This window comes from Paenibacillus sp. FSL H3-0333 (genome assembly GCF_038002805.1).
GTDB classification, from domain to species: Bacteria; Bacillota; Bacilli; order Paenibacillales; family Paenibacillaceae; genus Paenibacillus_AQ; species Paenibacillus_AQ silagei.
This window is the reverse complement of record NZ_JBBODG010000001.1, coordinates 4,903,444-4,927,391: the sequence shown is the minus strand read 5'-3', so window position 1 is coordinate 4,927,391 and position 23,948 is coordinate 4,903,444. Positions and strand designations below refer to the sequence as shown.

The following is a 23,948-nucleotide window of genomic DNA, read 5'->3' as shown; positions in this document are numbered from 1 at the left end:
CGGGAGGAATCTAATTTGCCAGAGCTAACATCCACGTACGTCGATTCACTTGCACCCAATGCTGCTGCGATCAAGAACGGCCAGGGGCTGGTCCGCAAAAAGAGCTTTGTGGAGCTCCATCAGTCGGAGAACGGAGAGCTATTATTCGGAAAATGTGCCGGAAGCGGCAAAACGCCCTATGAGTGCTCAGTGGACTTCATCGCACCAGACAGCCCGGTCTTCCGCTGCAGCTGCCCCAGCCGCCAATTCCCCTGCAAGCACGCACTAGGTCTGCTGTATGCCTATACCGAAGGCCAGACGTTCACACCTGCCCCGGTTCCCGAAGATATCGCATCGAAGCGCGAGAAGGCGGAGAAGCGGGAAGAGAACAAGGTGAAGCAGGCGGCTGAAGGAGCAGACCCCAAGCCGAAGAAGGTTAACAAATCCGCCTTGAAGAAAAAAATCAACGCGCAGCTCGAAGGGCTTGATCTGCTGGAAAAGCTGGTGCTCTCCTTCGTACGCAGCGGCCTGTCCACGATTGACAAGTCTGCGGCCAAGACGCTTCAGGGGCATGTGAAGCAGCTCGGGAACTATTATTTGTCCGGTGCCCAGATTGAGCTGCGCCGCTTCGCGAATCTGATGTTCAGCGGCAAGGATCAGGAGCAGAACTATACATATGCGGTGGAGCAGCTGACACGGCTACACGCATTTATCAAGAAGGGCCGGACGTATCTGCTGGCCCGGAGCGAGGACCCGGAGCTGGCGCTGGATCATGAATCCACCATTGATGAATGGCTGGGCCATGCCTGGCAGCTTAGCGAGTTGAAGGAATACGGGCTGGTAAAAGAGGGGGCAGAGCTGCTGCAGTTATCCTTCTACAGCTACAACGATGCGGCCCGCCAGGAGTTCGTAGACCTTGGCTTTTGGCTGGATCTCTCTGCGGAAGCCGGGGAGATCCGCCGGACCTTTAACTACCGCCCTTACAAGGCGGCGAAGCTGATGCGCGAGGAAGACAGCTTCTTCGACATTGCCGTGGTTCCACAGCTGTACACCTATCCCGGGGATATGAATGCCCGGATTAGATACGAGTCCATGTCTTCAAGACCGGTGCAAGGCACGGATCTTGAGCGGGCGGCCGCCAAGGCTCACCGTTCATATTCGGAGGTCTTCAAGAAGGTGAAGAACCAGATCAAGAACCCGCTGAGCGACAAGCAGCCGGTCATGCTGCTGCATGCCGCAGCTCTGGGCGTCACAGAGAACGGCCAGTATGTTATGACTGACGGGGAAGGAACAAGGCTCCTTCTGGAGGATATTCCGTCGATGCCGCAGGGCACAGTGGAACTGCTGCCGTTCCTTCCGGCAGGCGCCCGCGAAGATTGTACAGTTCTGGTCATGTTCGAGCATGACCTGGACCAGGGACGTCTGCGTGCCCAGCCGCTAAGTGTCATTAAGGACGAAGAGATCGTTCGTCTGCTGTACTAGAGTAATTCAACATTATCCACAAACCTTTATTCATATGGGAGGACAATCCATGAGCACAGCGTTATTGCAGGAGCTGCATCAGGAATACAGAAGACTGTATATTGCCGGAAGTGAGCTGGCGGCCGGAGATTTCCGCCTGAAGCGGCTGCTTCCGCAATTTCAGCAGCTAGGCGAGCGGTCACCGGTCTTTAAGAAGCTAGGCGAGGGAATCACGGCACTGATTGAACCGGGGAGCCCGGACGGTCCTGCCCCGGGCATTCAATTGCAGGAGAATACCCTGCTGCTGGAGTCTGTTCTGTACACTCAGGGAACGACAACCGTGGATGGAACTCCCGGACCCTTGCCGGTTCGGAAGTTCACCCTGCAGACGAATCAGACTTACCGGAAGCTTGCGCCTGTGCTGGAAGCACTCACCACTACCGGAAGCGGCAGATATGAGATTGTACTGGACGCCTATAAAGAAGGAGTCTTTCAGGATCTGCGTCTGCTGCCGCTGGCTGTCTCAGCACTGAACGACCCGTATTCGGAGCTGGCGGAATATGCGATGAATCATATTCTCCCGTCCTACGGGCCGGTCATTGCCAGCCACCTGCTGGAGAGTCTTAATCTCTCAGGGGGAAGAAGTGAGGTCCGCAAACTGGAGGTAATCTGGAAGGTCGGTGCAGACGAATACCTGGATAAGATCTTCCACGCTGCCGAGAGTGGAAGCGAGGAGGTCCGCGCTGCAGCCATCAGATGCCTGGGCGGTTATGAACAATTCACGCCTAACCTGCTGGAGTGGTCCACGGACAAGAAGAAAGCCATCCGCGAAGCGGCCTATGCGGCGCTGGCGGCAGGCGGTACGTTACAGGGAGGGGAACGGCTGGTTGAGGCATTCATCCAGAAGAAGGACCGCGAGATTCTGGGCAGAGTGCTGGCGGACGGGCATTCCGCAGAGGTGAGTGCCCGTCTGGCGGTATTATTCATGGAAGAGCTGCAGGCAGCCCCGCAGAAAAATGACGGCGTGAAGCTGACAGACAAGATATGGAATGAGCTTCTTCCCTTCCTTACCGCTCTTCGCCGGGTACGGAGTCCGCAGCTGGATGAAATCTACAGCTATATCCTTCAAGAGTATCCCCGGTTCTCGTCACTGGGCTGGATTCCGCTTTTGGACCACGCAGCCTTGTATAAAGAGAAAACTCCAGACGGTGCTGCTCTGGCAGAGCTTGCAGAGCTGGAGAAGCGGAGCGTGCGTTTCCTGCCGCATTATTTCCATGCCGCCCAGCAGTCTATAAGTCTGAAGGAGCTATTCGACCGGTTCGCCGGCGGAACCTTCTTGGATAAACTCAAAGCACTTGTGGGTAAGGAGGCCAAGGATGCGGCTCAGCGCTCCCAGCTGCTGATTAATACCATTGAGGATCAGGTTGTGGATATCCGCCGGCGGAATTATGAAGTAGAGTGGGATGCAGCGGGAATCAGACAGCCTTACAGCAGGGAGATGCTTCCGGCTCAGGAGATTGCCGCAGCTTGGGACCCCCGCTGGCTGGACTGGTTCATCCAGCACAATGCTGTGAATCTGGCCAGTGCCTTTGCCCGGCCGGGTCACAAGGGCGTGCGGAACTTTCTGGTTGATAAGCTGCAGGACCTGTCCAAACGCCGTGCCAGTGATTTCATTCCCAACATCTTCAAGGGACTGGAAAGGGCCGGGATGCCTGAGCCGGAGCGTCTGGAACTGTTGATGAGTGCCCTGGAGACTAAGAGTCCTCATAACCCGTATACCTTCGAATTGTATATATTTAAAATGATGGAGCGCTTCCCTGCCAGCTATGCCAGCCGTGTGGAAGCGGTTATTCCCAACTATAGATATGAATGCAAGCATCAGCTGGAATATGTGCTGGACAGCTTGCGGAGTGCCAAGAATACCTGACCCTTATAACAGCTACCCTGTTCCTCGAAGCCATACATTCTTAACTTTAGGTTTTCACAAAACAGTTGCAAGGAGAGGTGTACATGTCAACAGAACAAGATCAGCTTCAGGATTACATGCGTCTGCCTGCCGAAATCCTTTATCAGGATGAGCTGGAGGCTCTGCGCAAGGAGGACACCGGGCGTATTCCAGCCGGATGGCAGATGTCCCCGCGTTCAGTTCTCACGTTCATTACTGGCGGCAAGGCGGGCAAGACCGTGATTACCCCCAAATATATCGGGAACACCCGGCTGATCGAGATGGCGGTTGCCACACTGGTCACCGACCGGGCACTGCTGCTGATCGGAGAGCCGGGCACGGCGAAATCCTGGCTATCCGAGAATCTGGCGGCGGCAATCTATGGCAACTCAGGCATGGTTGTTCAGGGGACAGCGGGAACAAGCGAAGAGCATGTACGCTATTCCTGGAACTATGCCATGCTCCTGGCGAACGGTCCAACGCCGGAAGCGCTGGTCAAGAGCCCGATTATGCGGGCGATGGAGGACGGCGGCATTGCCCGGTTCGAGGAAATCTCCCGCTGTGCTTCCGAGGTACAGGACGCGCTGATCTCGATTCTGTCGGAGAAGACGATCTCTGTGCCGGAGCTGGGCAAGGAGACCAGTGCCCGCAAGGGCTTCTCGATTATTGCCACTGCAAATACCCGGGACCGCGGAGTCAATGAGATGTCCGCTGCCCTGAAGCGGCGCTTCAATATCATTGTGCTGCCTGCGCCATCGGACCTGGAGACGGAGCTGTCCATTGTGAAGAAGCGTGTAGGCGAGATTGCCTCCTCCTATGAGCTGCAGGCTGCTGTTCCGGCGGATGAAGCGCTGCTGAAGGTGGTCACCATCTTCCGCGAGCTGCGCAGCGGCATGACGCTCGACAAGAAGGAGAAGGTGAAGACTCCAGCCGGTGTAATCTCTACGGCAGAAGCCATCTCGCTGCTGACGAATAGCATGGCTCTGGCGGCAAGCTTCGGGAGCGGAGAACTGACCGACGAGGATCTGGCAGCGGGACTCCAAGGGGCGATCGTCAAGGATGACGACAAGGATAAGCTGGTGTGGAAGGAATATCTGGATAATGTAATGAAGAAAAAAGGAGCGGACTGGCGCGGACTCTATCAAGCCTGCAAGGAGATGAACGAGTGAGCAGGGCAGCGGTTGCCGGCGTTCATGTCTTCGGAGTCCGGCATCTGTCTCCGGGCGGTGCCAGGCATGTCCTGGAATATTTGAACGAGCTGCAGCCGACCGCCGTGCTGATTGAGGGGCCGAGTGATGCAAGCGGAGAGATCCGTCATTTAACCCATGCGGTAACGAAGCCGCCGGTAGCTATTCTGGCCTTCACCGAGGATCTGCCCGTACGGACGGTACTCTGGCCGTTCGCTGTGTATTCCCCGGAATATCAGGGGATGAAATGGGCGCAGGAGCATGGAGCACAGGCAGAGTTCATCGACCTGCCTTCCTCTGTAACGTTGGGGCTGCAGGACGCGTTACGGCAGGATGCCGGCGGACGCCCGGAGCAGAAGCCTGTGGCTGAAGAACAGGGGGAGCCGGCGGAAGAGGAAGTCAGTGAGCCGGAGTCCGTATACAGCCGGATTGCCCGGCTTGCCGGTGAGCATGACTATGATATGTACTGGGAGCGTAATTACGAGCATAACGCCAGCAGCGGCGCATACCGCGCCGCGATACTGGCCTTCTCTGCCCAGATGCGGGAGCTGTCGGAGTCCACGGAGCGTGCAGAGCAGCCGCGGGAATATGCTTATAACGCGTTGCGCGAATCTTATATGAGGCGGAGAATTAAGCTCAAGATTGAAGAAGGGCATCTGCCGGAGAAGATTGTTGTGATCTGCGGTGCATACCACGCCGCCGCACTGGCTGATCTCTCGGAGGGGATGAGCGATACGGAGCTGGCGTCATTGCCTGCACGCTCTACCAAGCTGACGCTGATGCCGTATTCCTACTATAAGCTCTCCACCATGTCGGGTTACGGTGCGGGCAACGCGGCTCCGCACTACTTCCAGATGATGTGGGAGCTGATGGCCTCAGGCCGCGCTGAGGAGCTGCCCCATCTCTATCTCTCCTCTGTGGCCCGGATGGTGCGCAGAGCAGGGACACACCGCTCCACGGCCGAAGTCATTGAAGCGGTGCGGCTGGCAGAGTCGCTGGCGGCGCTGCACGGCGGAAGCGCACCTACGCTGCGCGATCTGCGCGATGCCGCACAGACCTTGCTCGGCCACGGTGATCTGGCCGTTATCGCCGATTCGCTGGCCCGGGTGGATGTCGGTACGAATATCGGAAGGCTGGCGGATGGCGTCAGCCAGACGCCGATTCAGGATGACCTGAACCGGCTGCTGAAGCGCTACAAGCTGGAGAAGTACAGATCGACTGTAGCCAGTGACCTGACGCTGGATCTGCGCGAGAACCGCCGGGTGTCAAGCAGTGAAGCGGCTTATCTCGATCTGCACCGCTCGGTGCTGTTCCACCGGCTGGAGCTGCTCGGCATCCACTTCGCCCGGAATGTGCCGAGCGGCCAGTCCGGGGCGACCTGGGCGGAGCACTGGATACTCCAGTGGGCGCCGGAGGTAGAGATTGAGATCGTGGAGTCTACACTGCTGGGCGAGACCATTGAAGTGGCGGCAGCCTACGTGCTGCGCGAGAAGCTGCTGGAATGCAGCTCTATCGCTGAGGCCTCTGCGCTGATTGTCACCGCCTGCGAGTGTGCTATGACCACGCAGATGGAGGAGAGCAGCCGCGTGCTGCAGCGCCTTGCGGTGGATAGCCGCGATGTTGTCTCGATTGCCACAGCGGCCAGAGAGCTGGCCAAGATCATTGGTTATGGAGACATCCGCAAGGTGGATACGGCCCCGTTCGTACCGCTGCTGGAGGAGCTGTTCCGCCGGGGCTGCCTGTTCCTGCTGGATGCCAGCGGCTGCAATGATGAAGCGGCGGCGCTGATGATAAGTGCAATGAATGACCTGAACAACATCTCGCAGGAGCATAGCGAGATTGCGGATACAGCGCTGTGGCTGCAGGAGCTGCTGCAGCTGGCGCAGCGGGATGACCGCAACCCGCGGCTGTCTGGCTTCGCCTGCGCGATCCTGATGGAGCGCGGAGCCATCCCTGCCGGGGAGGTAGCGGCGGAGGTGTCGCGCCGCTTGTCTCCGGGGATACCGGCGGACCTCGGGGCAGGCTGGTTCGAAGGGTTGTCCATGCGTAACCGCTATGGTCTGCTGTCGCGAATGAGCCTGTGGGAGCAGCTAAATGACTATATCAACGCCTTGGAGGATGAGGAATTCAAGCGTGCGCTGGTCTTCCTGCGTCGGGCGTTCAGTACCTTCTCCCCGCGTGAGAAGATGATGATCGCTGAGCTGCTGGGTGAGCTGTGGGGCGTGAACACAGAGCAGGCCGCTGAGATTCTGACAGGAGAACTGAAGGAGGAGGAAGCCAAAATGCTGGATGATCTGAATGATTTTGACTTCGGGGATCTGTAGATGGGTGAAGAAGAGTGGAAGGAAGAGCTGAAGGAGGATAACCAGAACGGTGCCCTTACACGCTGGCGGCTGATTCTGGGGCAGGAAGCTGAAGAGGCCTTGCCCGGCTATGGCCAAGGCAGTGGCCGGACGCTAAGTGAGGAAGAGCTGATTATGGATGCGGCATTGGCGGCTATCTATAATGAGACAGGCGCAGGTCAGGCAGGCGGGAGTGCCGGTGCCGGATCGAAGGGCAAAGGTGCAGGCTCGGGACATGCTGCGGTTAACCTGTCCAAGTGGCTCGGAGATGTGCGTAATTTCTTCCCGGAGGATGTGGTCTCGGTCATTCAGACCGATGCGATGGAGCGCAAGGGCTGGAAGCAGCTGCTCTTCGAGCCGGAGCTGCTGGCGGCAGTGAAGCCGGATATCCAGCTGGTGGGTACGCTGCTGGCACTCAAGGGCAAAATCCCGGAGAAAACCAAAGAAACCGCAAGGATGCTGGTCCAGGCGCTTGTGGATGAGCTGGTCAAGCTGCTGGAGACCGATATCCGCCGTGCCGTTACCGGAGCACTTAACAAGCGGCAGCATTCTCCGTTGCCTTCACTCAGCGGACTGGACTGGAAGCGGACGATCGAGCGCAATCTGAAGCACTATGATGCGGAGCGGCGGATGATTATCCCCGAGCGCTTCTTCTATTTCGACCGGGCCCGCCGCAGCAAGGAATGGACGGTCATTGTGGATATTGACCAGAGCGGCTCGATGGCCAGCTCTGTGATCTGGGCGTCGGTGATCGGCTCGATCTTCGCCAGTATCCCGGCGCTGAACACGCGTGTCGTTGCTTTTGACACCGAGGTGGTAGACTTGACGGAGCAATGTGCGAATGATCCTGTTGACATGCTCTTCGGCATCCAGCTCGGGGGCGGCACGGATATTCATAAGTCGGTGAAGTATTGCGAGCAGTTCATCGAGGAGCCGAAGAAGACGCTGTTCATTATCGTATCGGATCTGTACGAGAACGGCAATCAGGCCGGTCTGGTCCGGCGGATGCGCGAGTTGCGGGAATCCGGGGTGCGGACGATGACGCTGCTGGCCCTCTCTGATGAGGGGAAGCCTTCCTATGATGAACGGCTTGCCGCTCAGCTCGCCCGTGATGGAACTCCTTGCTTCGCCTGTACTCCGGCACTGCTGCCTGTCCTGGTGGAAGGGGCGCTGAAGGGCCAGGAACTGGGTGAATTGGCGAAGCGGCTCGGGATGACGCGGTAATTTTATTAGAAGAGGAAACACTTACTTTATAATCACATATTGTGTAACATGCCGCTATCATTTATAATCGGTTATTAAAAAGCGCCTTTCGCTAGGCGCTGCTTGAAAGGAAATGAATTTCTTATGTCGAGGAAGCTCAGAGCGGGTATTGTTGGCGGTACCGGTATGGTCGGCCAGCGTTTCATTGCACTTTTGGAGAATCATCCATGGTTTCAGGTAACGGCGATTGCGGCGAGCGCGAATTCAGCCGGCAAGTCCTATGAGGAGTCTGTTCAAGGCAGATGGAAGCTCTCCACCCCTATGCCAGAAGCAGTCAAAGGCATTATGGTTCAAGACGCCTCCAAGGTAGAGGAAGTGGCTGCGGATGTGGATCTGATCTTCTGCGCCGTAGATATGAAGAAGGAAGAGATCAAGGCGCTGGAAGAAGCTTATGCGCGTACCGGAACTCCGGTGATCTCCAACAATTCGGCACACCGCTGGACACCTGATGTTCCGATGGTGATTCCCGAGATTAACCCGGAGCATCTGGAGGTAATCGCCCAGCAGCGCAAACGTCTGGGGACTGAGACCGGCTTCATCGCCGTGAAACCGAACTGTTCCATTCAGAGCTATATGCCTACTCTGAATGCACTTCATGAGTTCAAGCCTTCTAAGGTGGTTGTAACCACTTATCAGGCGATTTCAGGTGCAGGCAAGACCTTCGCGGACTGGCCGGATATGGTAGATAACGTGATTCCTTTCATCGGCGGGGAAGAAGAAAAGAGCGAGCAGGAGCCGCTCCGGATCTGGGGTAAGGTAACCAGTGAAGGGATCGTACCAAGCGAGCAGCCGGTAATCACCACACAGTGTATTCGTGTACCTGTGGCTGACGGCCATATGGCGGCTGTCTTTGCTTCCTTTGAGCAGAAGCCTTCCCGCGAGGAGATTCTGGAACGCTGGAACAGCTTCCAGGGGCGTCCGCAGGAGCTCGGTCTGCCGAGTGCTCCTAAGCAGTTCATCACGTATTTTGAGGAAGAGAACCGTCCGCAGACCCGTCTGGACCGCGATATTGAGAACGGCATGGGCATCTCCGCAGGACGCCTGCGCGAGGATTCACTGTACGATTACAAATTCGTCAGCCTGTCCCACAATACGGTGAGAGGCGCTGCCGGCGGTGCGGTACTGATCGCCGAATTGCTTAAGGCCGAAGGATATATTCAGCCTAAATAAGCCACTCTATGCTCTTGGATAGATACCTGTTATGCAGCCTGCCGGAGGCTCTCCGCGCAGGCTGTTTGCAGTTGGACCTGACAATCCGCCCGAAATAATGGTAAGATAGAGTAATGTACGACGAAAACTGAATATTGACGGAGTGATATTGTGGCAAAAAGTAAAGGCGGCGGCACAGGTAGAGGAACAGGCAGCAAGGGCTGGACCCGCTGGAATAAGACGGCAAAACCCGTGAAGCCGGCCCGAAGCGGCCCTCCCGGAAGCCCAGGTGCCAAAGGAGCCAAACCGGCTAAGAGCAGCGGCGGCAGCAACAAAACCGGAGGCGCTAAATAAGCGGACATCTGCCCATTGATAATTACCAAATATAAGGGTTATAGGTTGGAGGCAACATCTGATGGCTATGTGAATCAGGTGTTCTTTCATATGTAGGACCTGAAAGCGGGTACTTCATGAGAATTAACAAATATATCAGTGAGACCGGTGTCTATCCGCGCAGAGAGACGAACCGGCTGATTGCCGCCGGAAGGATCACGATTAACGGGCAGGTCTGTACGCCTGGAGCAAGCGTGGAGCCTGGAGATACGGTAGCTGTAGACGGAATTACTGTGACTCCAGACCGGGAGGAGCGGGTCTACCTGGCGCTGAACAAGCCGGTAGGCATTACCTGTACAGCCGCCCGGCATGTGGAAGGGAATATAGTAGATTATATCAACTATCCATCCCGGATTTTTGCCGTCGGCAGATTGGACAAGCACTCGGAAGGGCTGATTCTGCTGACCAATGACGGGTCGATTGTCAACCGGATGATGCGTTCCGAGCATAGTCATGAGAAGGAATACCGGGTGAGCGTGGATAAGCCGGTCACGGAAGACTTTTTGGCGGAGATGTCAGCGGGTGTAGATATTCTGGAGACCCGGACCAAGCCATGCCTCACCCGGCGGATCTCGGATCAGGAGTTCATGATTATTCTGACCCAAGGGCTGAATCTGCAGATCCGCCGGATGTGCAAGGCGCTGGGCTACCGTGTGCTCCGCCTGGAGCGGATACGGATTATGCATATCACGCTCAGCGGTCTTCCGCAAGGGCAGTGGAGACGGCTGACGGAGGAAGAGCTCGCAGAGCTTCATGCCAGACTGGAAGGTTAGCCGCAGCTCACATACCAATGCAGGCTTCCGAAGCGGGCTCCCGGACGGGTATACAGGAAGTCATGCTACCACGACACGACATTTAGGAGGATTACATGCGGATTATAAGCTTATTGATAGCCTTAGCGATCATAGCGGGTTGCTCAAGAACAGGGGATGGCAGATCAGCAGATCCGTCTGCAGCGCCAACCGCTTCCCCGGCAGCCGATCTCTCAGCAGCACCGGGAGGGCATCAGGAGGAAGACGCGGCTGCTGCAGCGCTTGCGGAAGTGTCCCCTGAGATTGCAGATGAGTATTCGGGATTCGTACATATGGATGCGGTTCAGTTGAACGGGCAGATTTTTCAGGTGTATTACTGGAATAAGGGAGAGTTCAGCTATACACAGTTCGCCATCGTTAAGGAGGGCAAAATGGTCTTTGACAGCAAGAAGGCCGGGCTTACCCTGGAAGGCGGCGGCATTTGGAATGAGGAGGAGCAGCTCTGGGCTGAAGCGGTGGTACAGAACAACCGGAATACCTTCTTGTTCAGTCTGATGGATAACCGTCCGTCGTACGCGTCTATTGTGGTAGAGGAGATTGACGGAACGATGCAGGTAACCGTTAACGATCTGTTCAGCGTGAATTATGAGGATGTGGATCAGGACGGGAGCGAGGATCTGCTGGCCAGTCCTTATCCGGGCCAATCCCCCCTGGGTCCGGCGCTGATGGGCATTTACCAGCTGGAAGGGACGAATTATGTGCCGGATAAGCTGCTTACCAAGCGATATGCGGACGATCAGCTTCAGCTCAGTGAGCAGGAGTATAAAAACAATCCGTCCGAGCAGACGTTAGAGCAGCTGCTGAACGCCTACCTGATTCTCGGGAAGCGTAGTATCGCACTGACACGGTTCGAAGAGTTCCATGAGTGGGCTGGACAGCTTGCCGGTGACGGCGGGTATGTGGACGAATATCAACGGCTGCTGCGCAGCACGGACACGGCAGAACAAATCAGCGGCTGGATGGACAAGCTGAAGCCGCTGCGTACTACGCGATAAGCCGGACTGATCGCGGACAGGAAGAGAAGGGATTCCCAGAGCAGGTGATGCTGCTCCGGGAATCCCTTTTTATGTGCGGCCGCGCTATTGGCTTATGAATCTTCCCGCTGAAACTGCTTGTTGTACAAATCACGGTATACCCCATTCTCTGCCAGCAGGGAAGCGTGCGGCCCCGACTCCACAATTCTGCCGTCCTGAACAACCAGAATATTGTCGGCTGCCATGATGGTGGAGAGACGGTGGGCGATGACCATGCTGGTCTTGCCGCGCAGCAATTCATGCATGGCTTGCTGGATGTAATATTCCGATACCGTGTCCAGCGACGAGGTGGCCTCGTCCATAATGATGATGGGCGGATTCTTGAGCAGCACGCGCGCAATGGACATCCGCTGCTTTTCACCGCCGGACAGCTTGATTCCCCGGTTGCCGACAACCGTGTTGTAGCCCTCAGGCAGCTTCAGAATGAAATCATGAATGTAAGCAGCTTCGCAGGCGGCCGTCAGCTCGGCTTCCGTGGCTTCAGCGTTGGCATAGAGCAGATTCTCGCGGATCGTCCCGTTGAACAGGTACGTGTCCTGGGTGACTAGGCCAATCTGGGAGCGAAGCGAGTGCAGCGTGAACTCGCGGATGTCCTTGCCGCCGATACGGATCACGCCTGAATCCAGCTCATAGAGCCGGGGAATCAGGTTGGTAATGGTGGTTTTGCCTGCTCCGCTGGGTCCGACCAGGGCAGTCAGTGATCCGGCGGCTGCCGTGAAGGAGATCCCGCTCAGAGCGGGCTTGTCCGGGGCGTAGGCGAAATTCACCTGCTCGAAGACGATGTCTTGTCCCTCAACCCGGCTTGGAAGAGCCAGCTTAGCATCCACAATCAGCGGGTCCATATCAAAATAGTCAAAAATCCGTTCAAACAGCGCCACCGAACGGTTCACATCCACATAGAGATTGGTCATCTGCATAACCGGAAGATACAATCTGCTCAGTAGTGCCACGAAGGTGATAATTGCTCCAATGCTTAGCTCTCCCTGGATGAATAAATAACCCCCGTACAGATAAATCAGCATCGGCCCGATACTGGTGAAGGTGGTAAGGACCAGCATAAACCAGCGGCCGGCCATCGATTCGCGGATTTGCAGCCGTGTTGCTTGGGCGTTTACGGTCTGGAAGCTTGCCAGCGCGGTGTCCTCTCTGGTGAACAGCTTCATAAGCATGTACCCGCTGAGGCTGAGCGTCTCTTCAATGATCTGATTCTGCTCCGAGATCTTCTCCTGCGTCTCTTTGGCCAGCTTCCAGCGGACATTGCCCATTTTGCGGGTCGGCACGATGAATAAGGGAATGACCAGAATGCCTAGCAGGGCAAGCTTCCAGTTCATGATGAACAGGGTTACCGCCGTGGAGATCAGAATGAACAGATTGCTGGCACAATTGACGATGGTGCTGTTGAATACGCCCTGAATTCCGGCAATGTCACTGGTCATCCGGGTAATGACCTCGCCTTGCTTGACGCCTGAGTAGAACTGCAGCGGCATGCTCTGCAGATGGCGGTACATCTGGTTTTTCATATCATGGACAATATTCTGGGAGATAAAAGAGTTCAAATAATTCTGCAGCACGCCGAGCAGTCCTGACACAACCGTTGTAGCCAGCGAGGCGGCAACCAGCAGGAAGAGCAGCTGCAGATTCTTGTCCGGGAGCGCCCGGTCAATGATCTGCTGAATCAGGATAGGAGGGAGCAGCCCCAGCACTGCGGAGATGCACAGCACGGTCATCACCAGCAGCGTCTGCTTCCAGTACGGAGCGAAATATTTGACGATGCGTAATAGCAGCGCTTTGGATATATCCGGCTTCGCCTCCTCCTCATCGAACTTTAATTTGCCAGGCCCGAAGCCTCCTCCGGGTCCCATGGCTCTGAAGCCTCTCGACAATAGGGTCACCAGCTTTGCTTGAATTTTTAGGATGCGATATATGTAAAAATAATCCGGCGCAGGGTCTGACATGGGCATTATACGCCTGGATTATCCGGATGTAAATGCTATACTGGATAGGCTGGCATGAACCGTATAACGAGGTTGTAGTCCTAAGACTGGGAGGAGAGGAACAGAATGATTATTGATGCTCAGGGATATGAAAATAAAGGGCTTCGCTACACGGTGAGATCCGCCGCGCCGCAGGATGCCCCGCAGTTGTCCGCGCTGAGGCTGAAGGTCGACGGGGAGACGGAGAATTTAGACCGGGTCCAGGGGGAAGGGTTCATCGACCCGGAGGGCTTCCGCTCGCTTATAGCGGCGGATACGGCCAGCGGCACGAACCTGTTCCTGGTTGCCGAGGTTCAGGACAGGCTGGCGGGCTTCGCCAGATGTCAAGGAAGTCCGCTCCGCAGGCTGGCCCATCAGGCCGAGTTCGGAGTCGGGGTGCTGCAGGAGTTCTGGGGATACGGAATCGGCAGGAGCCTGCTGGAGCAGTCTATCATCTGGGCGGATACCATCAGTCTGGATAAGCTGAGCTTGAAGGTTCTGGAGAGGAATGACAAGGCGATCCGGCTCTATGAGAGCCTTGGCTTCGAGGTCGAAGGTGTCCTGCGCCGAGATAAGCGGCTGGCCGACGGACAATTCTATTCTACTATTGTTATGGGCAGATTACGCGGGGACAGAGGGGGAGCGTAATCCAAATGTAATCGGAAAACCAATCATAATTGGACTGGACGCGCCACGTAGGCCGAATGTAATCGAAAAACCGATCATAATTGGATTGGGCGCTCCAAGTAGGCCAAATGTAATCGGAAAACCGATCATAATTGGACTGGATGCGCCGCGTAGGCGAAATCTAATCGGAAAACCGATCATAATTGGATTGGGCGCGCCACGTAAGCTGAATGTAATCGGAAAACCGATCATAATGTGCGTGCGCCCTGGTTAACGCCATATGTCGCCACAAAGCAGACGGATGGAAAAGTGAGGTACTCCTATGCGTGGCATGAGGCACCCGCATTGTTCCACCAGCATCGTTCCACCCGCAGCGTGCCTGGTTTGAAATTATGAAGAAGGAGCAGTGACGAGCTGCGCGAACCTACGCGTGGTCTTGCGTATATCCTCAGCTCCGGCAATGGCCGAGATGATGGAGAGACCATCCGCACCCGCCCGGATGACCGGTGGGGCATTCTCCAGGCAGATGCCGCCGATTCCCACCACAGGAATGCTCAGGCCGCTTCGTCTTAGCTCTTCAATGACAGTAGTTCCCCGGACGGCCTGGGCATCATCCTTGGACGAAGTAGGATAGACAGGACCGACTCCGAGATAATCGGCGCCGTCCGCGATAGCCTGCCGGGCTTCCGTCAGATTATGTGCGGAGACTCCGATGATCTTATGCTTACCGAGCTGCTCCCGGATTAACCGGGCAGGCAGGTCATCCTGGCCGACATGAATGCCATCGGCATCCAGCGCAGCGGCAAGCTCCAGATCATCGTTCACGATGAACGGGATGTTATAGGCCCGGCATATCTGCCGGAGCTGTTGCCCGAGACGGAGCAGTGCGGCGCCTTTGAGCGCAGCAGGACCCTTTTCCCGGAACTGGAACAGAGTGATGCCCCCAGCGGCAGCAGCGGTTAAAGTGTCCTCCGGTGAGAGGCGGCAGTTCACACTGCCCATAATGAAGTACAGCTTCAGCAGTCTGCGCATATCCTCGCTGTCAATCCGTGTCATAGCGTTAACCCCCTTGATTTCATCCGGTTCCCATAAGCAAAATGATTCGTCGGCCCCTGCCCGGCCCCGATATTCAGACTATCCTCAATCGCCGCTTGAATGAAGGCTTTGGCGGTAAGGACGGCTTCAGGCATGGAATGGCCCAGCGCAAGACCTGCCGTAACCGCAGCCGAGAAGGTGCAGCCAGTCCCGTGAGTATGCTTCGTCGCAATCCGCGGGCTGGACATATACTGGAATTCCCGTCCGTCATAGAGCAGATCCACTGCCTCATCTCCTGAGGGGTCATGTCCGCCCTTTAAGATAATGTACTCGGGTCCCATCTGATGAAGCAGTCTTGCCGCCTGTTCCCGGTCTTCCCGGCCCTGAATCTTCATACCTGTCAGCATCTCTGCTTCAGGAAGATTGGGGGTGATGGCAAGCGAGAGAGGAAGCAGGCTTGTAATCAGCGCCTGTACTGCCTCCTGGAGCAGCAGCTGTGAGCCGCCCTTGGCGACCATGACCGGATCGATCACCAGCTTTTGCTGCCAGCCGTACTGCTGCACTTTACCGGCAACTACGCGGATGATGTCACCACTGAACAGCATCCCGGTCTTGACGGCATCCGGCGGCAGATCACTGCCGATCGAATCCAGCTGGGCTGCAACGGTCTCCGGCTCGATCGGAAAGACTCCCTGGACACCTAGTGTATTCTGGGCGGTGAGTGCAGTAAGTGCAGACATGCCGTACACTCCCAGCTCCTGAAACGTCTTCAAATCCGCCTGAATTCCGGCCCCGCCGCCGCTGTCAGAGCCGGCAATGGTCAACGCTTTGCGTATGCTAGTCATCTTGTTCTCTCCTTTGGCTGTACGGTCTAGGCTTCGGCGAGCGGCTTCAGCCGTGAGCGGCTGCTGTATTGCTCCGGGGTCACTAGTGACAATTGATTCAGGAACCCAATCTGGAAGCTGCCCGGACCTTGGGCTTCAGCCGCCTCAGCGGCAAGCTCTGCTGCCACGCCGTAGAAGGAGAGGGCCTCGGCAGCCGCCTCAAGCACCTCCCCGCCGCTTACGGCAAGAAATGCACCCACCACCGCACTGAGCAGGCAGCCGGTTCCGGTTACCCGGGTCAGGATGGAGTGGCCGTTGCTGGCGATATAAGTGCGCTTGCCGTCTGTGATGATGTCTTCCTTGCCGGTGATAATCACGACACAGTTCAGCTTCTGCGCCGCCTTATTGGCTAGAGCGACTACATCGCCTTCGCCTGCTCCGGCATCTACGCCTTTGCTGGCCCAGCTCTCCCCGGCCACATTGGCAACCTCGGCCACATTGCCGCGCAGGGCAGTAAGCTGAAGCTCACGGAGCAGCTTAGCTGTAACATCCGTGCGGTAGGCAGTAGCACCGGCTCCAACGGGATCAAGCACGAGCGGTACATGGTGGCGGTTCGCAGCCTTTCCGGCTTCGATCATGGAAGCAATGGCAGCTTCATTCAGTGTACCGATGTTCAGCACAACCGCGCCGGACATGGCGGCGACATCCGCTACTTCTTCAATGGCATCGGCCATGAACGGCGAAGCTCCCAGGGCCAGAAGCCCATTAGCTGTGAAGTTAGCGACTACGATATTCGTGATATTATGCACCAGCGGATTCGCCTGGCGTACTTTGGACAGATAAGACATATGAATTCCTCCTGAAAGATGTAATTAAAAATTAATAAAAGCATTCTTAACATCCACTTCGGCAGCCAGCAGACCGTTCTCGCTCAGCCACTGGTTCACCTTCTCCCATGATGCGCTGTCCTGATAGCCGAAGGGCTGGGAACCGGCATCCATCAGCGGCAGCAGGATCTCCAGACTGCGCTGTTCAATGGCTTCATCCAGCGGTGCGGTATCCTCCTGATGGGCGAGCAGCAGCTTCAGCGCTTCATCCGGGTGATCGGCTACATACTGCTGGCCTTTTCTGATGGCATCCACGAATTTCTGATAAAAGCCCTGTGAATCCTGCAGTCCCTGCTCACTGGCGACCAGCACCAGCTCATAATAATCCGGGACCCCGTAATCCACGGGATTGAAGGAGCGGACCGGATGGCCTTCCTGCTCCAGAATCAGCTGCTCATGGTTGATGAACCCGCCCATAATGCCATCCACCCGTCCGGTGGAGAGAGCAGGGATCAGCTCATAGCCGACATCCACCAGCTTGAGGGAGGAAGGGTCCCCGCCGTCGCTTTTGACCATCGTGTTCAGCATGGCTTCATACAACGGGACGGAGGAATATCCGGCTTGCTTGCCGGACAGCTCTCCGGGGCGGGTAATGCCGCTGTCTGCGGCTACCATGAGATGATTCAGCGGATGACGCACCAGCGCGGCAATCGACTTGACTGGAATCTGCTCACCCCGTGCCATCAGCACCTGGGGCTGATAACTGAGTGCCAGATCCACCTTCCCCGCAGCAACAAGCTTCAGCGCATCATTGGTATCGGCCGGCATCTGAATCTCAACCTCCAGACCTTCCTCAGCGAAATAGCCTTCAGCCTCTGCCGCATACAAAAAGGAGTGGACAGCATTGGGATACCAATCGAGCATAATCGTCAGCTTATGGGCCCCGCCTTTAGCCCCGGTCCCCGCCCCGGCCTCAGAGGTAGAGGGTGCAGCAGCCGGGGAGCCGGAGGCCGCCGGATTGTCCGTATTGGCACAGCCTGCCAGGACAGGCAGCATACATAGCAGCAGAGCGGGCAGCAGCAGCTTGACTGGCTTTGATATTCCACTCAACAGATAACGGGTATAGCGGATAGTAGTCATGAATAACGTCCTCTTTTCTTCAGAATAATCTTCTCCAGCGCGGCGACTGCCAGAAACAGCAGGATACCGAGCAGGGATAATAAGACAACAGCGGCGAACATCTTGGCGCTCTGCAGATTCCCGGCCATTCTGCGGCTGAAATAGCCCAGCCCCTGGCTGCCCCCAAGCCATTCCCCAATGGTTGCACCAATCACACAGTACACAGCCGACAGCTTCAGCCCGGAGAAAAAAGAGGGTAAAGCCAGCGGAACGCCCACCTTCCCGAGAATCTGCCAGCGGTTCGCGCCATATGTCAGCAGCAGCTCCCGGTAGGCGTCCGTGTTCTTGGACAACCCGTCATAGGTGCCGATGACCACCGGGAAGAAAGCGGTCAGGAAGACAACGGCGACCTTGCTCCATAGGGTGTAGCCGAACCACATGATGAACAGGGGAGAGAGGGCGATCAGCGGAACCGTCTGGCTGATAATCAGCAGCGGGTACAGCGCCTTGGCCAGCGGACGGAACAGATGCATGGCGATTCCCAGCAGGCTGCCGCAGACCACGGATAGTGCGAAGCCTGTGAGCACTTCAAGCAGTGTGGCGGGCAGATGTACCCCGAACAATAGATGGCGCTCTTCCATCAATGCCATCCACACCGCAGACGGAGCCGGAAGGATGAAGGGAGGAACCAGGCCCAGCCGGGCTACAGTCTCCCAGACTGCAAGCGTCAGCAGGGCGAGCAGGGCAGCCGGACCGTAATGCTGGAGCAATCTTCTAGGAGCGGCGGTTCTCATATAGCTTCAGCTCCAATTCCTGGCGCAGGGCGGCGAACTGCGGCTCATAGTTCAGACTGTGATGACGCGGGCGGGGGAGACCGGCTGGGAATTCCTGCATCCCGCTGCCGCCACTGCCCGTCATTAGATAGATTCTGTCACTGAGCAGCAGAGCCTCCTCCAGATCATGGGTGATGAACAGCACCGTCTTGTCCAGCTCTGCCCATAACTCCAACAGCCAGCGCTGCAATGAACGCTTGGTAATGGCATCAAGCGCCCCGAACGGCTCATCGAGCAGCAGCAGATCATTCCCCGCCGCCACGGTGCGGAGGACCGCCACGCGCTGGCGCATACCGCCGGACAGCTCCTGGGGATAAGCCCCTTCGGTTCCCTCAAGGCCGAAGCGTTGCAGCAGGGTACGGATCTCGGCCACAGCGGCCGCTTTGGGACGGCTGCGCTTGAGTTCCCAAGGCAGCAGACAATTGTCCAGCACGGTGCGCCAAGGGAGGAGGAGATCCTGCTGCGGCATGTAGGCCACACTGCCCAGCCTCTTCGCTGCTGTAATGGACTCGGCTCCGTTCAGCATAATTCTGCCGCTGCCCGGCTCTAGCAGACCGGCGATGATTTTGAACAAAGTGCTTTTGCCGCATCCGCTTCCGCCTACGACAGAAATGAATTCGCCGCGCTGCACATTCATGGATAGCCCTGAGAAGACTGGGGTCCGGGACGAACCCGTCCCGAAAGCATAGGATAGATTGCTAATGTTGATCATAAGACTATGTACGAAACCTCCTGGATTGATTGATATAGATACTGTGTTGAGCACAAAAAAGCCCCATTCATTCCCGGAGGAATGAATGGGGCGGAAGGTACAGTCAGCTGCGGCCCTGTGACGGGAACCACTGATACATTCTGCTCCACTTCCCTCCGCTGGTATGATCCAGATCAGGTTCAAAGGGTCCGGAGCTTAAGCTCCGTCTCAGTCGGCCGACTCCCCTAGTGAATAATGTTGCTATTGAATTCGTAATTGCTACTTAATATACCACAAATTCCCCTCTTGTAAAGAGCAGGCGGTCAGCGCTTCGCCAGACCGGTCACGAACAAGGTGACGATGCCCCGGGAGATGTCCAGCTTGGAGGAGTGGTGCCGCTTCTGCTCATACAGGTACAGATCAGGGCTGAGAACAGAGATTAAGGCCGTGGCGGCAAAGGCAGGATCAATGTCAATAATCTCACCGCCCTCCGCAGCACGCTGCAGCAGCTCTGTCATCATCACCCCCAGCCGCTGAAAAAAAGGATGCTCAAACTGGGTCAGCTGCTTCTTGCCGGTGAACTCGGCTTTGATCATATTCAGCAGCTCGGCATACTGCTCAATGAAATCGGCAATCTGCTCAATGCTGCTCTGCAGCTGAGCGAGAGCCGGAGCTTCACCGGCACTGGCAGCCACCTGCTGCTCCAGCCCGGACAGGAATTGATCTGCGCTGCCCTTCAGCAGTGCAGAACAGATCTCACCCTTGTCCGTGAAGCGGCGGTACAGGGAGCCTTGTCCTATGCCTGCCCGCTTGGCAATGCTGTACATGCTGACCGCCTCAAGACCGCTCTCGGTGAACAACTGGCGGGCAGCTTCAAGAATCCGCTGTACATAAGGATCGGCGGACCCGGGCGGAGCAGATTCTATGGCTTGCGGAGCTGAGCGCGGGAGCTGTGCAGCATCGGTGTCTGGCTTTTTCATGAGTACCCCTTTCAGAAAAGAATTGACACATCGGACAATTGTCCGTAGACTATGAATTGCACTTACGGACAGTTGTCCGTTCACTCATTATATAGAACAATCTGCCCGCAGGTCAATGTAGAACGCGGACAGCTCAGGAGGAGAAGAGACATGGATCAGACCTTGAAGCAGGAAGCCGATTTCCGGCTGTCCAGCATTCTGGTTCCGCTGCTGGCCATTATTGCCGGAGTATTTATGGTTGTGCTGGACAGTACGGCAATGAATGTAGCCTTGTCCAGGCTGGTGGTGGATTTCAAGACGGACCTGCATACGCTGCAGTGGGTAGTTACCGGATATATGCTGGCTCAGGCTTCAGTTATTCCACTGTCAGGCTGGCTGTCTGACCGGTTCGGGGCCAAGACGGTCTTCCTGACGGCGGTAATTGTGTTTACGATAGGCTCGATTCTGTGCGCTACACCAAGCAGCGCCGAATGGTTGATTGTTTTCCGGGTCATTCAGGGACTTGGCGGTGGCTGTGTGCTCCCTGTCGGGATGGCCTATGTGTACAGACTGGCTCCCAAAAGTAAGGTTGGCGTTGTCATGGGGATTATGGGTATTCCCGTCCTGTTCGCACCCGCTATTGGTCCGGTATTGTCGGGCTGGCTGGTTGAATACCATTCCTGGCGCTGGATCTTCCTCATTAATATTCCGATTGGCATTATTGCTGTGCTGATCGGACTGCGCAAGCTGCCGAATGCGGCGAAGAACAGCGTGCCCGGCATGGATAAGCTCGGTATGGTTCTTGGCCCGCTGGCTTTTGCTTCGCTCACTTACGGGGTCAGCCAGGGCGCGCAGAGCTGGACCTCTGAGAAGACGCTGATCGGGCTGCTGCTGGGCGCTGTGGCGCTGATCGCTTTTGTCATCGCTGAACTGCGCTCCAAGACACCGCTGCTGGAGCTGCGGATTCTGAAATCCGTTGATTTCACGACAGGGATCATCGTGCAGTGGATTGCCCAGTTCGGCTTATATGGCGCGTTATTCCTGCTCCCGCAATTTCTGCAGCAGGCCCGCGGCTTCGGCGCATTTGATACCGGCCTGACGCTGCTGCCGCAAGCGATTGCTTCCGGGCTGATGATGCCGGTTGCCGGAATCCTGTTCGACCGGATCGGTGTGCGCTGGCTCGTGGTCTGCGGTCTCAGTCTGGTCTCCGGTGCGTTATTCCAGTACTCCCATGTGGATCTTACCACGCAGAGCCGCGACCTGATCCTTCCGCTAATCATGTGCGGGGCCGGAATGGGCATGATGATGATGCCGATGAACACGCATCTGCTCAACAAGGCGCCAAGCCATCTGGTGAACCGGGTAACCTCGCTGACGAATTCGATGCAGCAGGTGATTACCTCGCTGGCCGTCTCGACGCTGGTTACGATTCTGACGGCAAGAACAACGGCGCGCGGTACCGAGATGCAGGAGGCCGCTGCCGCTGCCGGAAAGAGTACCGCAGGCGCTTCGCAGGATGCGCTTCTGCTGGCTAAGCAGACGGTATTGTCGCAGGGCTTCGCGGACACGTTCCACATTATGATGTTTGTCGCACTTGGCGGTGCGGTCCTTGGACTGCTGCTGCGCCGGGGCCGCCATTCCGGAGCTGAGCGTTCCAAGGAAAAGGCGGCACCGGAAATCATGCACGTATAGTAATGCCCATATAGAAGCAGAGCTTATGTCCTCCATAGAGCAGCGATTCTCCTTTTGCCGGAGGGTCGCTTTTTGTGTTGATTTCTCTTCTGGATATCCTGATGCCGGAGCAGAATTTGGGGCAAGCTAAGCTATGGAAAATCAATATAATATAAATCCGATGTATATAATCGGAAAAAGTTATTGACGCAGGTAACACCCCGGTGTTACGATTCATTTTGCCACTAATTACGGTGCCTGAAGAGAAGAAGATACGAGAGGGGATTCATCGAATGAAAAAACTAAGTCTAACTATTATGCTGCTCCTGACCATGGTCACGGCTGCGGCTTGCGGAAGCAACAATACGGACAAGACAGCAACGGGCGGCAACACTCCGGCTGAACCTACGGCTGCGGCTACAGAGGGTGCAGCTTCCGGGGAGCAGAACAGCCTGGAAACCGTCAAAGCCAGCGGCAAGCTGCGCATCGGAACCGAAGGAACCTACGCACCGTTCACCTTCCATGATGCGGACGGCAAGCTGACGGGCTTCGATGTCGAGATTGCCGAGGAAGTCACCAAGCGCCTGGGTGTGAAGCCGGAGTTCATTGAGACGCAGTGGGACGGGATTTTTGCAGGGATGGATGCGAAGCGCTTCGATGTGATTTTCAATGAAGTCTCTATCACCGATGAGCGCAAAGTGAAATATGATTTCTCTGATCCGTATATTGTCTCCAAGGCTGTGCTGATTGTGCCGGAGGATAATCAGGATATTAAGACATTCGCTGATCTCAAGGGTAAAAAAGCTGGCCAGTCGCTCACCAGCAACCTCGGCAAAATCGCCACAGACAACGGTGCCGAGATCGTATCTACCGAAGGCTTCAACCAGGCGATTGATCTGCTGCTCTCCGGACGGATTGACGCCACTGTCAATGACGGCTTGTCTTTCCTAGATCTGAAGAAGCAGAAGCCGGATGTCAAGATCAAGCAGGTGGATGAGATTGCCGAAGGCTCGCATAGTGCCGCAGTCTTCCTGAAAGGGAATGACGAGCTGGTGCAGGCTGTGAACGAAGCACTGACCGCTATGAAGAGCGACGGAACCTACCTTAAGATCTCCGAGAAGTACTTCGGCACTGACGTATCGAAATGATGGATGACCGCCAAATACAAATATTTCTCGATTCATTGCTGCCTCTGTTCAAAGCAGGGGTGGCTTTTACCCTTCCGTTAGCACTGGTATCATTCATCCTGGGCCTACTGCTGGCTGTAATTACGGCACTTGCCCGGCTGTCCTCCTGGAGGCTTCCGAAGCTGATCGCCCGCTTCTACGTCTGGGTGATTCGGGGAACGCCGCTGCTGGTGCAGCTGTTTATTATTTTCTATGGACTGCCCGCCGCCGGGATTGTGCTTGATCCATTCATCGCCGCTGTCATCGGGTTCACGCTCAGTGTTGGGGCCTACTCCTCCGAGATTGTCCGGGCTGCCATCCTGTCTATCCACAAAGGCCAGTGGGAGGCCGCGTTCTCGGTGGGGATGAGCCGGAAGCAGGCTCTGCGCCGGGTGATTTTGCCTCAAGCGGCCCGTGTGTCGGTTCCGCCGTTATCGAATTCTTTTATTAGCCTGGTTAAGGATACTTCGCTTGCGGCCAGTATTACTTATGTTGAGATTTTCCGAAAAGCCCAGCAGATTGTGGCGACAACCTATGAACCCCTGCTGCTGTATTGCGAAGCGGCGTTGTTCTATCTGCTGTTCTGTTCCGTATTGTCGGCGCTGCAGAATTACTTGGAGAAGCGGCTGGACCGGTATTCGGCCAGTTAAGGTGAAGG

21 protein-coding genes and 1 riboswitch are annotated in these 23,948 nt (G+C 56.3%); of the genes, 13 read left to right on the top strand and 8 right to left on the bottom strand.

Annotated elements, in window-relative coordinates:
- Positions 1 to 15: 15 nt before the first annotated feature.
- The 9 genes from MHH78_RS22065 to MHH78_RS22025 all read left to right on the top strand — a co-directional run bounded on the left by MHH78_RS22065 (position 16) and on the right by MHH78_RS22025 (position 11,526).
- Positions 16 to 1,461, top strand: a complete 1,446-nt coding sequence (locus tag MHH78_RS22065; RefSeq protein ID WP_341168818.1) for an SWIM zinc finger family protein — start codon at positions 16 to 18, stop codon at positions 1,459 to 1,461.
- Between the two features lie 49 nt (positions 1,462 to 1,510).
- Positions 1,511 to 3,367: a HEAT repeat domain-containing protein gene (locus tag MHH78_RS22060; protein WP_341168817.1), complete on the top strand. Its 1,857-nt coding sequence runs from the start codon at positions 1,511 to 1,513 to the stop codon at positions 3,365 to 3,367.
- A gap of 83 nt (positions 3,368 to 3,450) precedes the next feature.
- The gene (locus tag MHH78_RS22055) at positions 3,451 to 4,554 is read left to right on the top strand and encodes an AAA family ATPase (RefSeq protein WP_076074576.1); all 1,104 of its coding nucleotides are present in this window, start codon (positions 3,451 to 3,453) and stop codon (positions 4,552 to 4,554) included.
- Positions 4,551 to 6,896: a DUF5682 family protein gene (locus tag MHH78_RS22050; RefSeq protein ID WP_341168816.1), complete on the top strand. Its 2,346-nt coding sequence runs from the start codon at positions 4,551 to 4,553 to the stop codon at positions 6,894 to 6,896. Before MHH78_RS22055 ends, MHH78_RS22050 begins: the two co-directional genes overlap by 4 nt.
- Complete coding sequence (locus tag MHH78_RS22045) at positions 6,897 to 8,138, top strand: VWA domain-containing protein (RefSeq protein WP_341168815.1); 1,242 nt, start codon at positions 6,897 to 6,899, stop codon at positions 8,136 to 8,138.
- Between the two features lie 123 nt (positions 8,139 to 8,261).
- Entirely contained in the window at positions 8,262 to 9,347 is a 1,086-nt protein-coding gene (gene asd / locus MHH78_RS22040; protein WP_209873247.1) for an aspartate-semialdehyde dehydrogenase, read from the top strand.
- Between the two features lie 147 nt (positions 9,348 to 9,494).
- Positions 9,495 to 9,680 carry a DUF3934 domain-containing protein gene (locus tag MHH78_RS22035; protein ID WP_341170360.1) on the top strand — a complete coding sequence of 62 codons (186 nt, stop codon included), beginning with the start codon at positions 9,495 to 9,497 and terminating at the stop codon, positions 9,678 to 9,680.
- A 116-nt stretch (positions 9,681 to 9,796) separates the two neighbouring features.
- Positions 9,797 to 10,492 carry a pseudouridine synthase gene (locus MHH78_RS22030; RefSeq protein WP_076074599.1) on the top strand — a complete coding sequence of 232 codons (696 nt, stop codon included), beginning with the start codon at positions 9,797 to 9,799 and terminating at the stop codon, positions 10,490 to 10,492.
- Positions 10,493 to 10,587: 95 nt separating this feature from the next.
- Positions 10,588 to 11,526, top strand: coding sequence for a hypothetical protein (locus MHH78_RS22025; RefSeq protein ID WP_076074601.1), 939 nt, complete (start codon positions 10,588 to 10,590; stop codon positions 11,524 to 11,526).
- A 92-nt stretch (positions 11,527 to 11,618) separates the two neighbouring features.
- Here the strand turns inward: MHH78_RS22025 and MHH78_RS22020 are convergent, their stop codons facing one another.
- On the bottom strand, positions 11,619 to 13,427 hold the full coding sequence (locus MHH78_RS22020) for an ABC transporter ATP-binding protein (protein ID WP_341168814.1): 1,809 nt from the start codon (positions 13,425 to 13,427) through the stop codon (positions 11,619 to 11,621).
- A gap of 198 nt (positions 13,428 to 13,625) precedes the next feature.
- Here MHH78_RS22020 and MHH78_RS22015 point away from each other — a divergent pair, with 198 nt between their 5' ends.
- Positions 13,626 to 14,186, top strand: coding sequence for a GNAT family N-acetyltransferase (locus MHH78_RS22015; RefSeq protein ID WP_341168813.1), 561 nt, complete (start codon positions 13,626 to 13,628; stop codon positions 14,184 to 14,186).
- A gap of 369 nt (positions 14,187 to 14,555) precedes the next feature.
- On the opposite strand, the gene thiE is transcribed toward MHH78_RS22015, so the two are convergent.
- The 7 genes from thiE to MHH78_RS21980 form a co-directional block, all read right to left on the bottom strand.
- Positions 14,556 to 15,221 (bottom strand): thiamine phosphate synthase, encoded by a 666-nt coding sequence (gene thiE, locus MHH78_RS22010; protein ID WP_341168812.1) that lies wholly within the window; start codon positions 15,219 to 15,221, stop codon positions 14,556 to 14,558.
- Positions 15,218 to 16,045, bottom strand: coding sequence for a bifunctional hydroxymethylpyrimidine kinase/phosphomethylpyrimidine kinase (thiD, locus tag MHH78_RS22005; RefSeq protein WP_341168811.1), 828 nt, complete (start codon positions 16,043 to 16,045; stop codon positions 15,218 to 15,220). Before thiD ends, thiE begins: the two co-directional genes overlap by 4 nt.
- 26 nt (positions 16,046 to 16,071) lie before the next feature.
- Positions 16,072 to 16,878: a hydroxyethylthiazole kinase gene (gene thiM, locus MHH78_RS22000; RefSeq protein WP_341170359.1), complete on the bottom strand. Its 807-nt coding sequence runs from the start codon at positions 16,876 to 16,878 to the stop codon at positions 16,072 to 16,074.
- A gap of 18 nt (positions 16,879 to 16,896) precedes the next feature.
- Positions 16,897 to 17,991, bottom strand: a complete 1,095-nt coding sequence (locus MHH78_RS21995) for an ABC transporter substrate-binding protein (RefSeq protein WP_341168810.1) — start codon at positions 17,989 to 17,991, stop codon at positions 16,897 to 16,899.
- Entirely contained in the window at positions 17,988 to 18,764 is a 777-nt protein-coding gene (locus MHH78_RS21990) for an ABC transporter permease (RefSeq protein WP_340992645.1), read from the bottom strand. The genes MHH78_RS21995 and MHH78_RS21990 overlap by 4 nt, the downstream gene beginning before the upstream one ends.
- Positions 18,745 to 19,515, bottom strand: a complete 771-nt coding sequence (locus tag MHH78_RS21985; RefSeq protein ID WP_341168809.1) for an ABC transporter ATP-binding protein — start codon at positions 19,513 to 19,515, stop codon at positions 18,745 to 18,747. The genes MHH78_RS21990 and MHH78_RS21985 overlap by 20 nt, the downstream gene beginning before the upstream one ends.
- A gap of 133 nt (positions 19,516 to 19,648) precedes the next feature.
- Positions 19,649 to 19,751, bottom strand: a riboswitch (TPP riboswitch).
- A 66-nt stretch (positions 19,752 to 19,817) separates the two neighbouring features.
- Complete coding sequence (locus MHH78_RS21980; RefSeq protein ID WP_341168808.1) at positions 19,818 to 20,474, bottom strand: TetR/AcrR family transcriptional regulator; 657 nt, start codon at positions 20,472 to 20,474, stop codon at positions 19,818 to 19,820.
- A gap of 150 nt (positions 20,475 to 20,624) precedes the next feature.
- Between MHH78_RS21980 and MHH78_RS21975 the strand changes: the two genes are divergently transcribed.
- The 3 genes from MHH78_RS21975 to MHH78_RS21965 all read left to right on the top strand — a co-directional run bounded on the left by MHH78_RS21975 (position 20,625) and on the right by MHH78_RS21965 (position 23,940).
- Positions 20,625 to 22,145 carry a DHA2 family efflux MFS transporter permease subunit gene (locus MHH78_RS21975; RefSeq protein WP_339313968.1) on the top strand — a complete coding sequence of 507 codons (1,521 nt, stop codon included), beginning with the start codon at positions 20,625 to 20,627 and terminating at the stop codon, positions 22,143 to 22,145.
- Positions 22,146 to 22,417: 272 nt separating this feature from the next.
- Positions 22,418 to 23,272 carry an amino acid ABC transporter substrate-binding protein gene (locus MHH78_RS21970; RefSeq protein WP_341168807.1) on the top strand — a complete coding sequence of 285 codons (855 nt, stop codon included), beginning with the start codon at positions 22,418 to 22,420 and terminating at the stop codon, positions 23,270 to 23,272.
- On the top strand, positions 23,272 to 23,940 hold the full coding sequence (locus tag MHH78_RS21965) for an amino acid ABC transporter permease (RefSeq protein ID WP_076074928.1): 669 nt from the start codon (positions 23,272 to 23,274) through the stop codon (positions 23,938 to 23,940). Before MHH78_RS21970 ends, MHH78_RS21965 begins: the two co-directional genes overlap by 1 nt.
- Positions 23,941 to 23,948: the final 8 nt, after the last annotated feature.

Excerpts from the sequence above, each read along its gene's own strand:
- MHH78_RS21990 (WP_340992645.1), bottom strand. The coding sequence starts at position 18,764 with ATGAGAACCGCCGCTCCTAGAAGATTGCTCCAGCATTACGGTCCGGCT.
- MHH78_RS22055 (WP_076074576.1), top strand. The coding sequence starts at position 3,451 with ATGTCAACAGAACAAGATCAGCTTCAGGATTACATGCGTCTGCCTGCC.
- MHH78_RS22045 (WP_341168815.1), top strand. The coding sequence starts at position 6,897 with ATGGGTGAAGAAGAGTGGAAGGAAGAGCTGAAGGAGGATAACCAGAAC.
- MHH78_RS21975 (WP_339313968.1), top strand. The coding sequence starts at position 20,625 with ATGGATCAGACCTTGAAGCAGGAAGCCGATTTCCGGCTGTCCAGCATT.
- MHH78_RS21980 (WP_341168808.1), bottom strand. The coding sequence starts at position 20,474 with ATGAAAAAGCCAGACACCGATGCTGCACAGCTCCCGCGCTCAGCTCCG.
- MHH78_RS22060 (WP_341168817.1), top strand. The coding sequence starts at position 1,511 with ATGAGCACAGCGTTATTGCAGGAGCTGCATCAGGAATACAGAAGACTG.
- MHH78_RS22030 (WP_076074599.1), top strand. The coding sequence starts at position 9,797 with ATGAGAATTAACAAATATATCAGTGAGACCGGTGTCTATCCGCGCAGA.
- thiE (WP_341168812.1), bottom strand. The coding sequence starts at position 15,221 with ATGACACGGATTGACAGCGAGGATATGCGCAGACTGCTGAAGCTGTAC.
- MHH78_RS22020 (WP_341168814.1), bottom strand. The coding sequence starts at position 13,427 with ATGGGACCCGGAGGAGGCTTCGGGCCTGGCAAATTAAAGTTCGATGAG.
- MHH78_RS22015 (WP_341168813.1), top strand. The coding sequence starts at position 13,626 with ATGATTATTGATGCTCAGGGATATGAAAATAAAGGGCTTCGCTACACG.
- thiD (WP_341168811.1), bottom strand. The coding sequence starts at position 16,045 with ATGACTAGCATACGCAAAGCGTTGACCATTGCCGGCTCTGACAGCGGC.
- MHH78_RS21965 (WP_076074928.1), top strand. The coding sequence starts at position 23,272 with ATGGATGACCGCCAAATACAAATATTTCTCGATTCATTGCTGCCTCTG.
- asd (WP_209873247.1), top strand. The coding sequence starts at position 8,262 with ATGTCGAGGAAGCTCAGAGCGGGTATTGTTGGCGGTACCGGTATGGTC.
- MHH78_RS21985 (WP_341168809.1), bottom strand. The coding sequence starts at position 19,515 with ATGATCAACATTAGCAATCTATCCTATGCTTTCGGGACGGGTTCGTCC.
- MHH78_RS21995 (WP_341168810.1), bottom strand. The coding sequence starts at position 17,991 with ATGACTACTATCCGCTATACCCGTTATCTGTTGAGTGGAATATCAAAG.
- MHH78_RS22025 (WP_076074601.1), top strand. The coding sequence starts at position 10,588 with ATGCGGATTATAAGCTTATTGATAGCCTTAGCGATCATAGCGGGTTGC.
- MHH78_RS21970 (WP_341168807.1), top strand. The coding sequence starts at position 22,418 with ATGAAAAAACTAAGTCTAACTATTATGCTGCTCCTGACCATGGTCACG.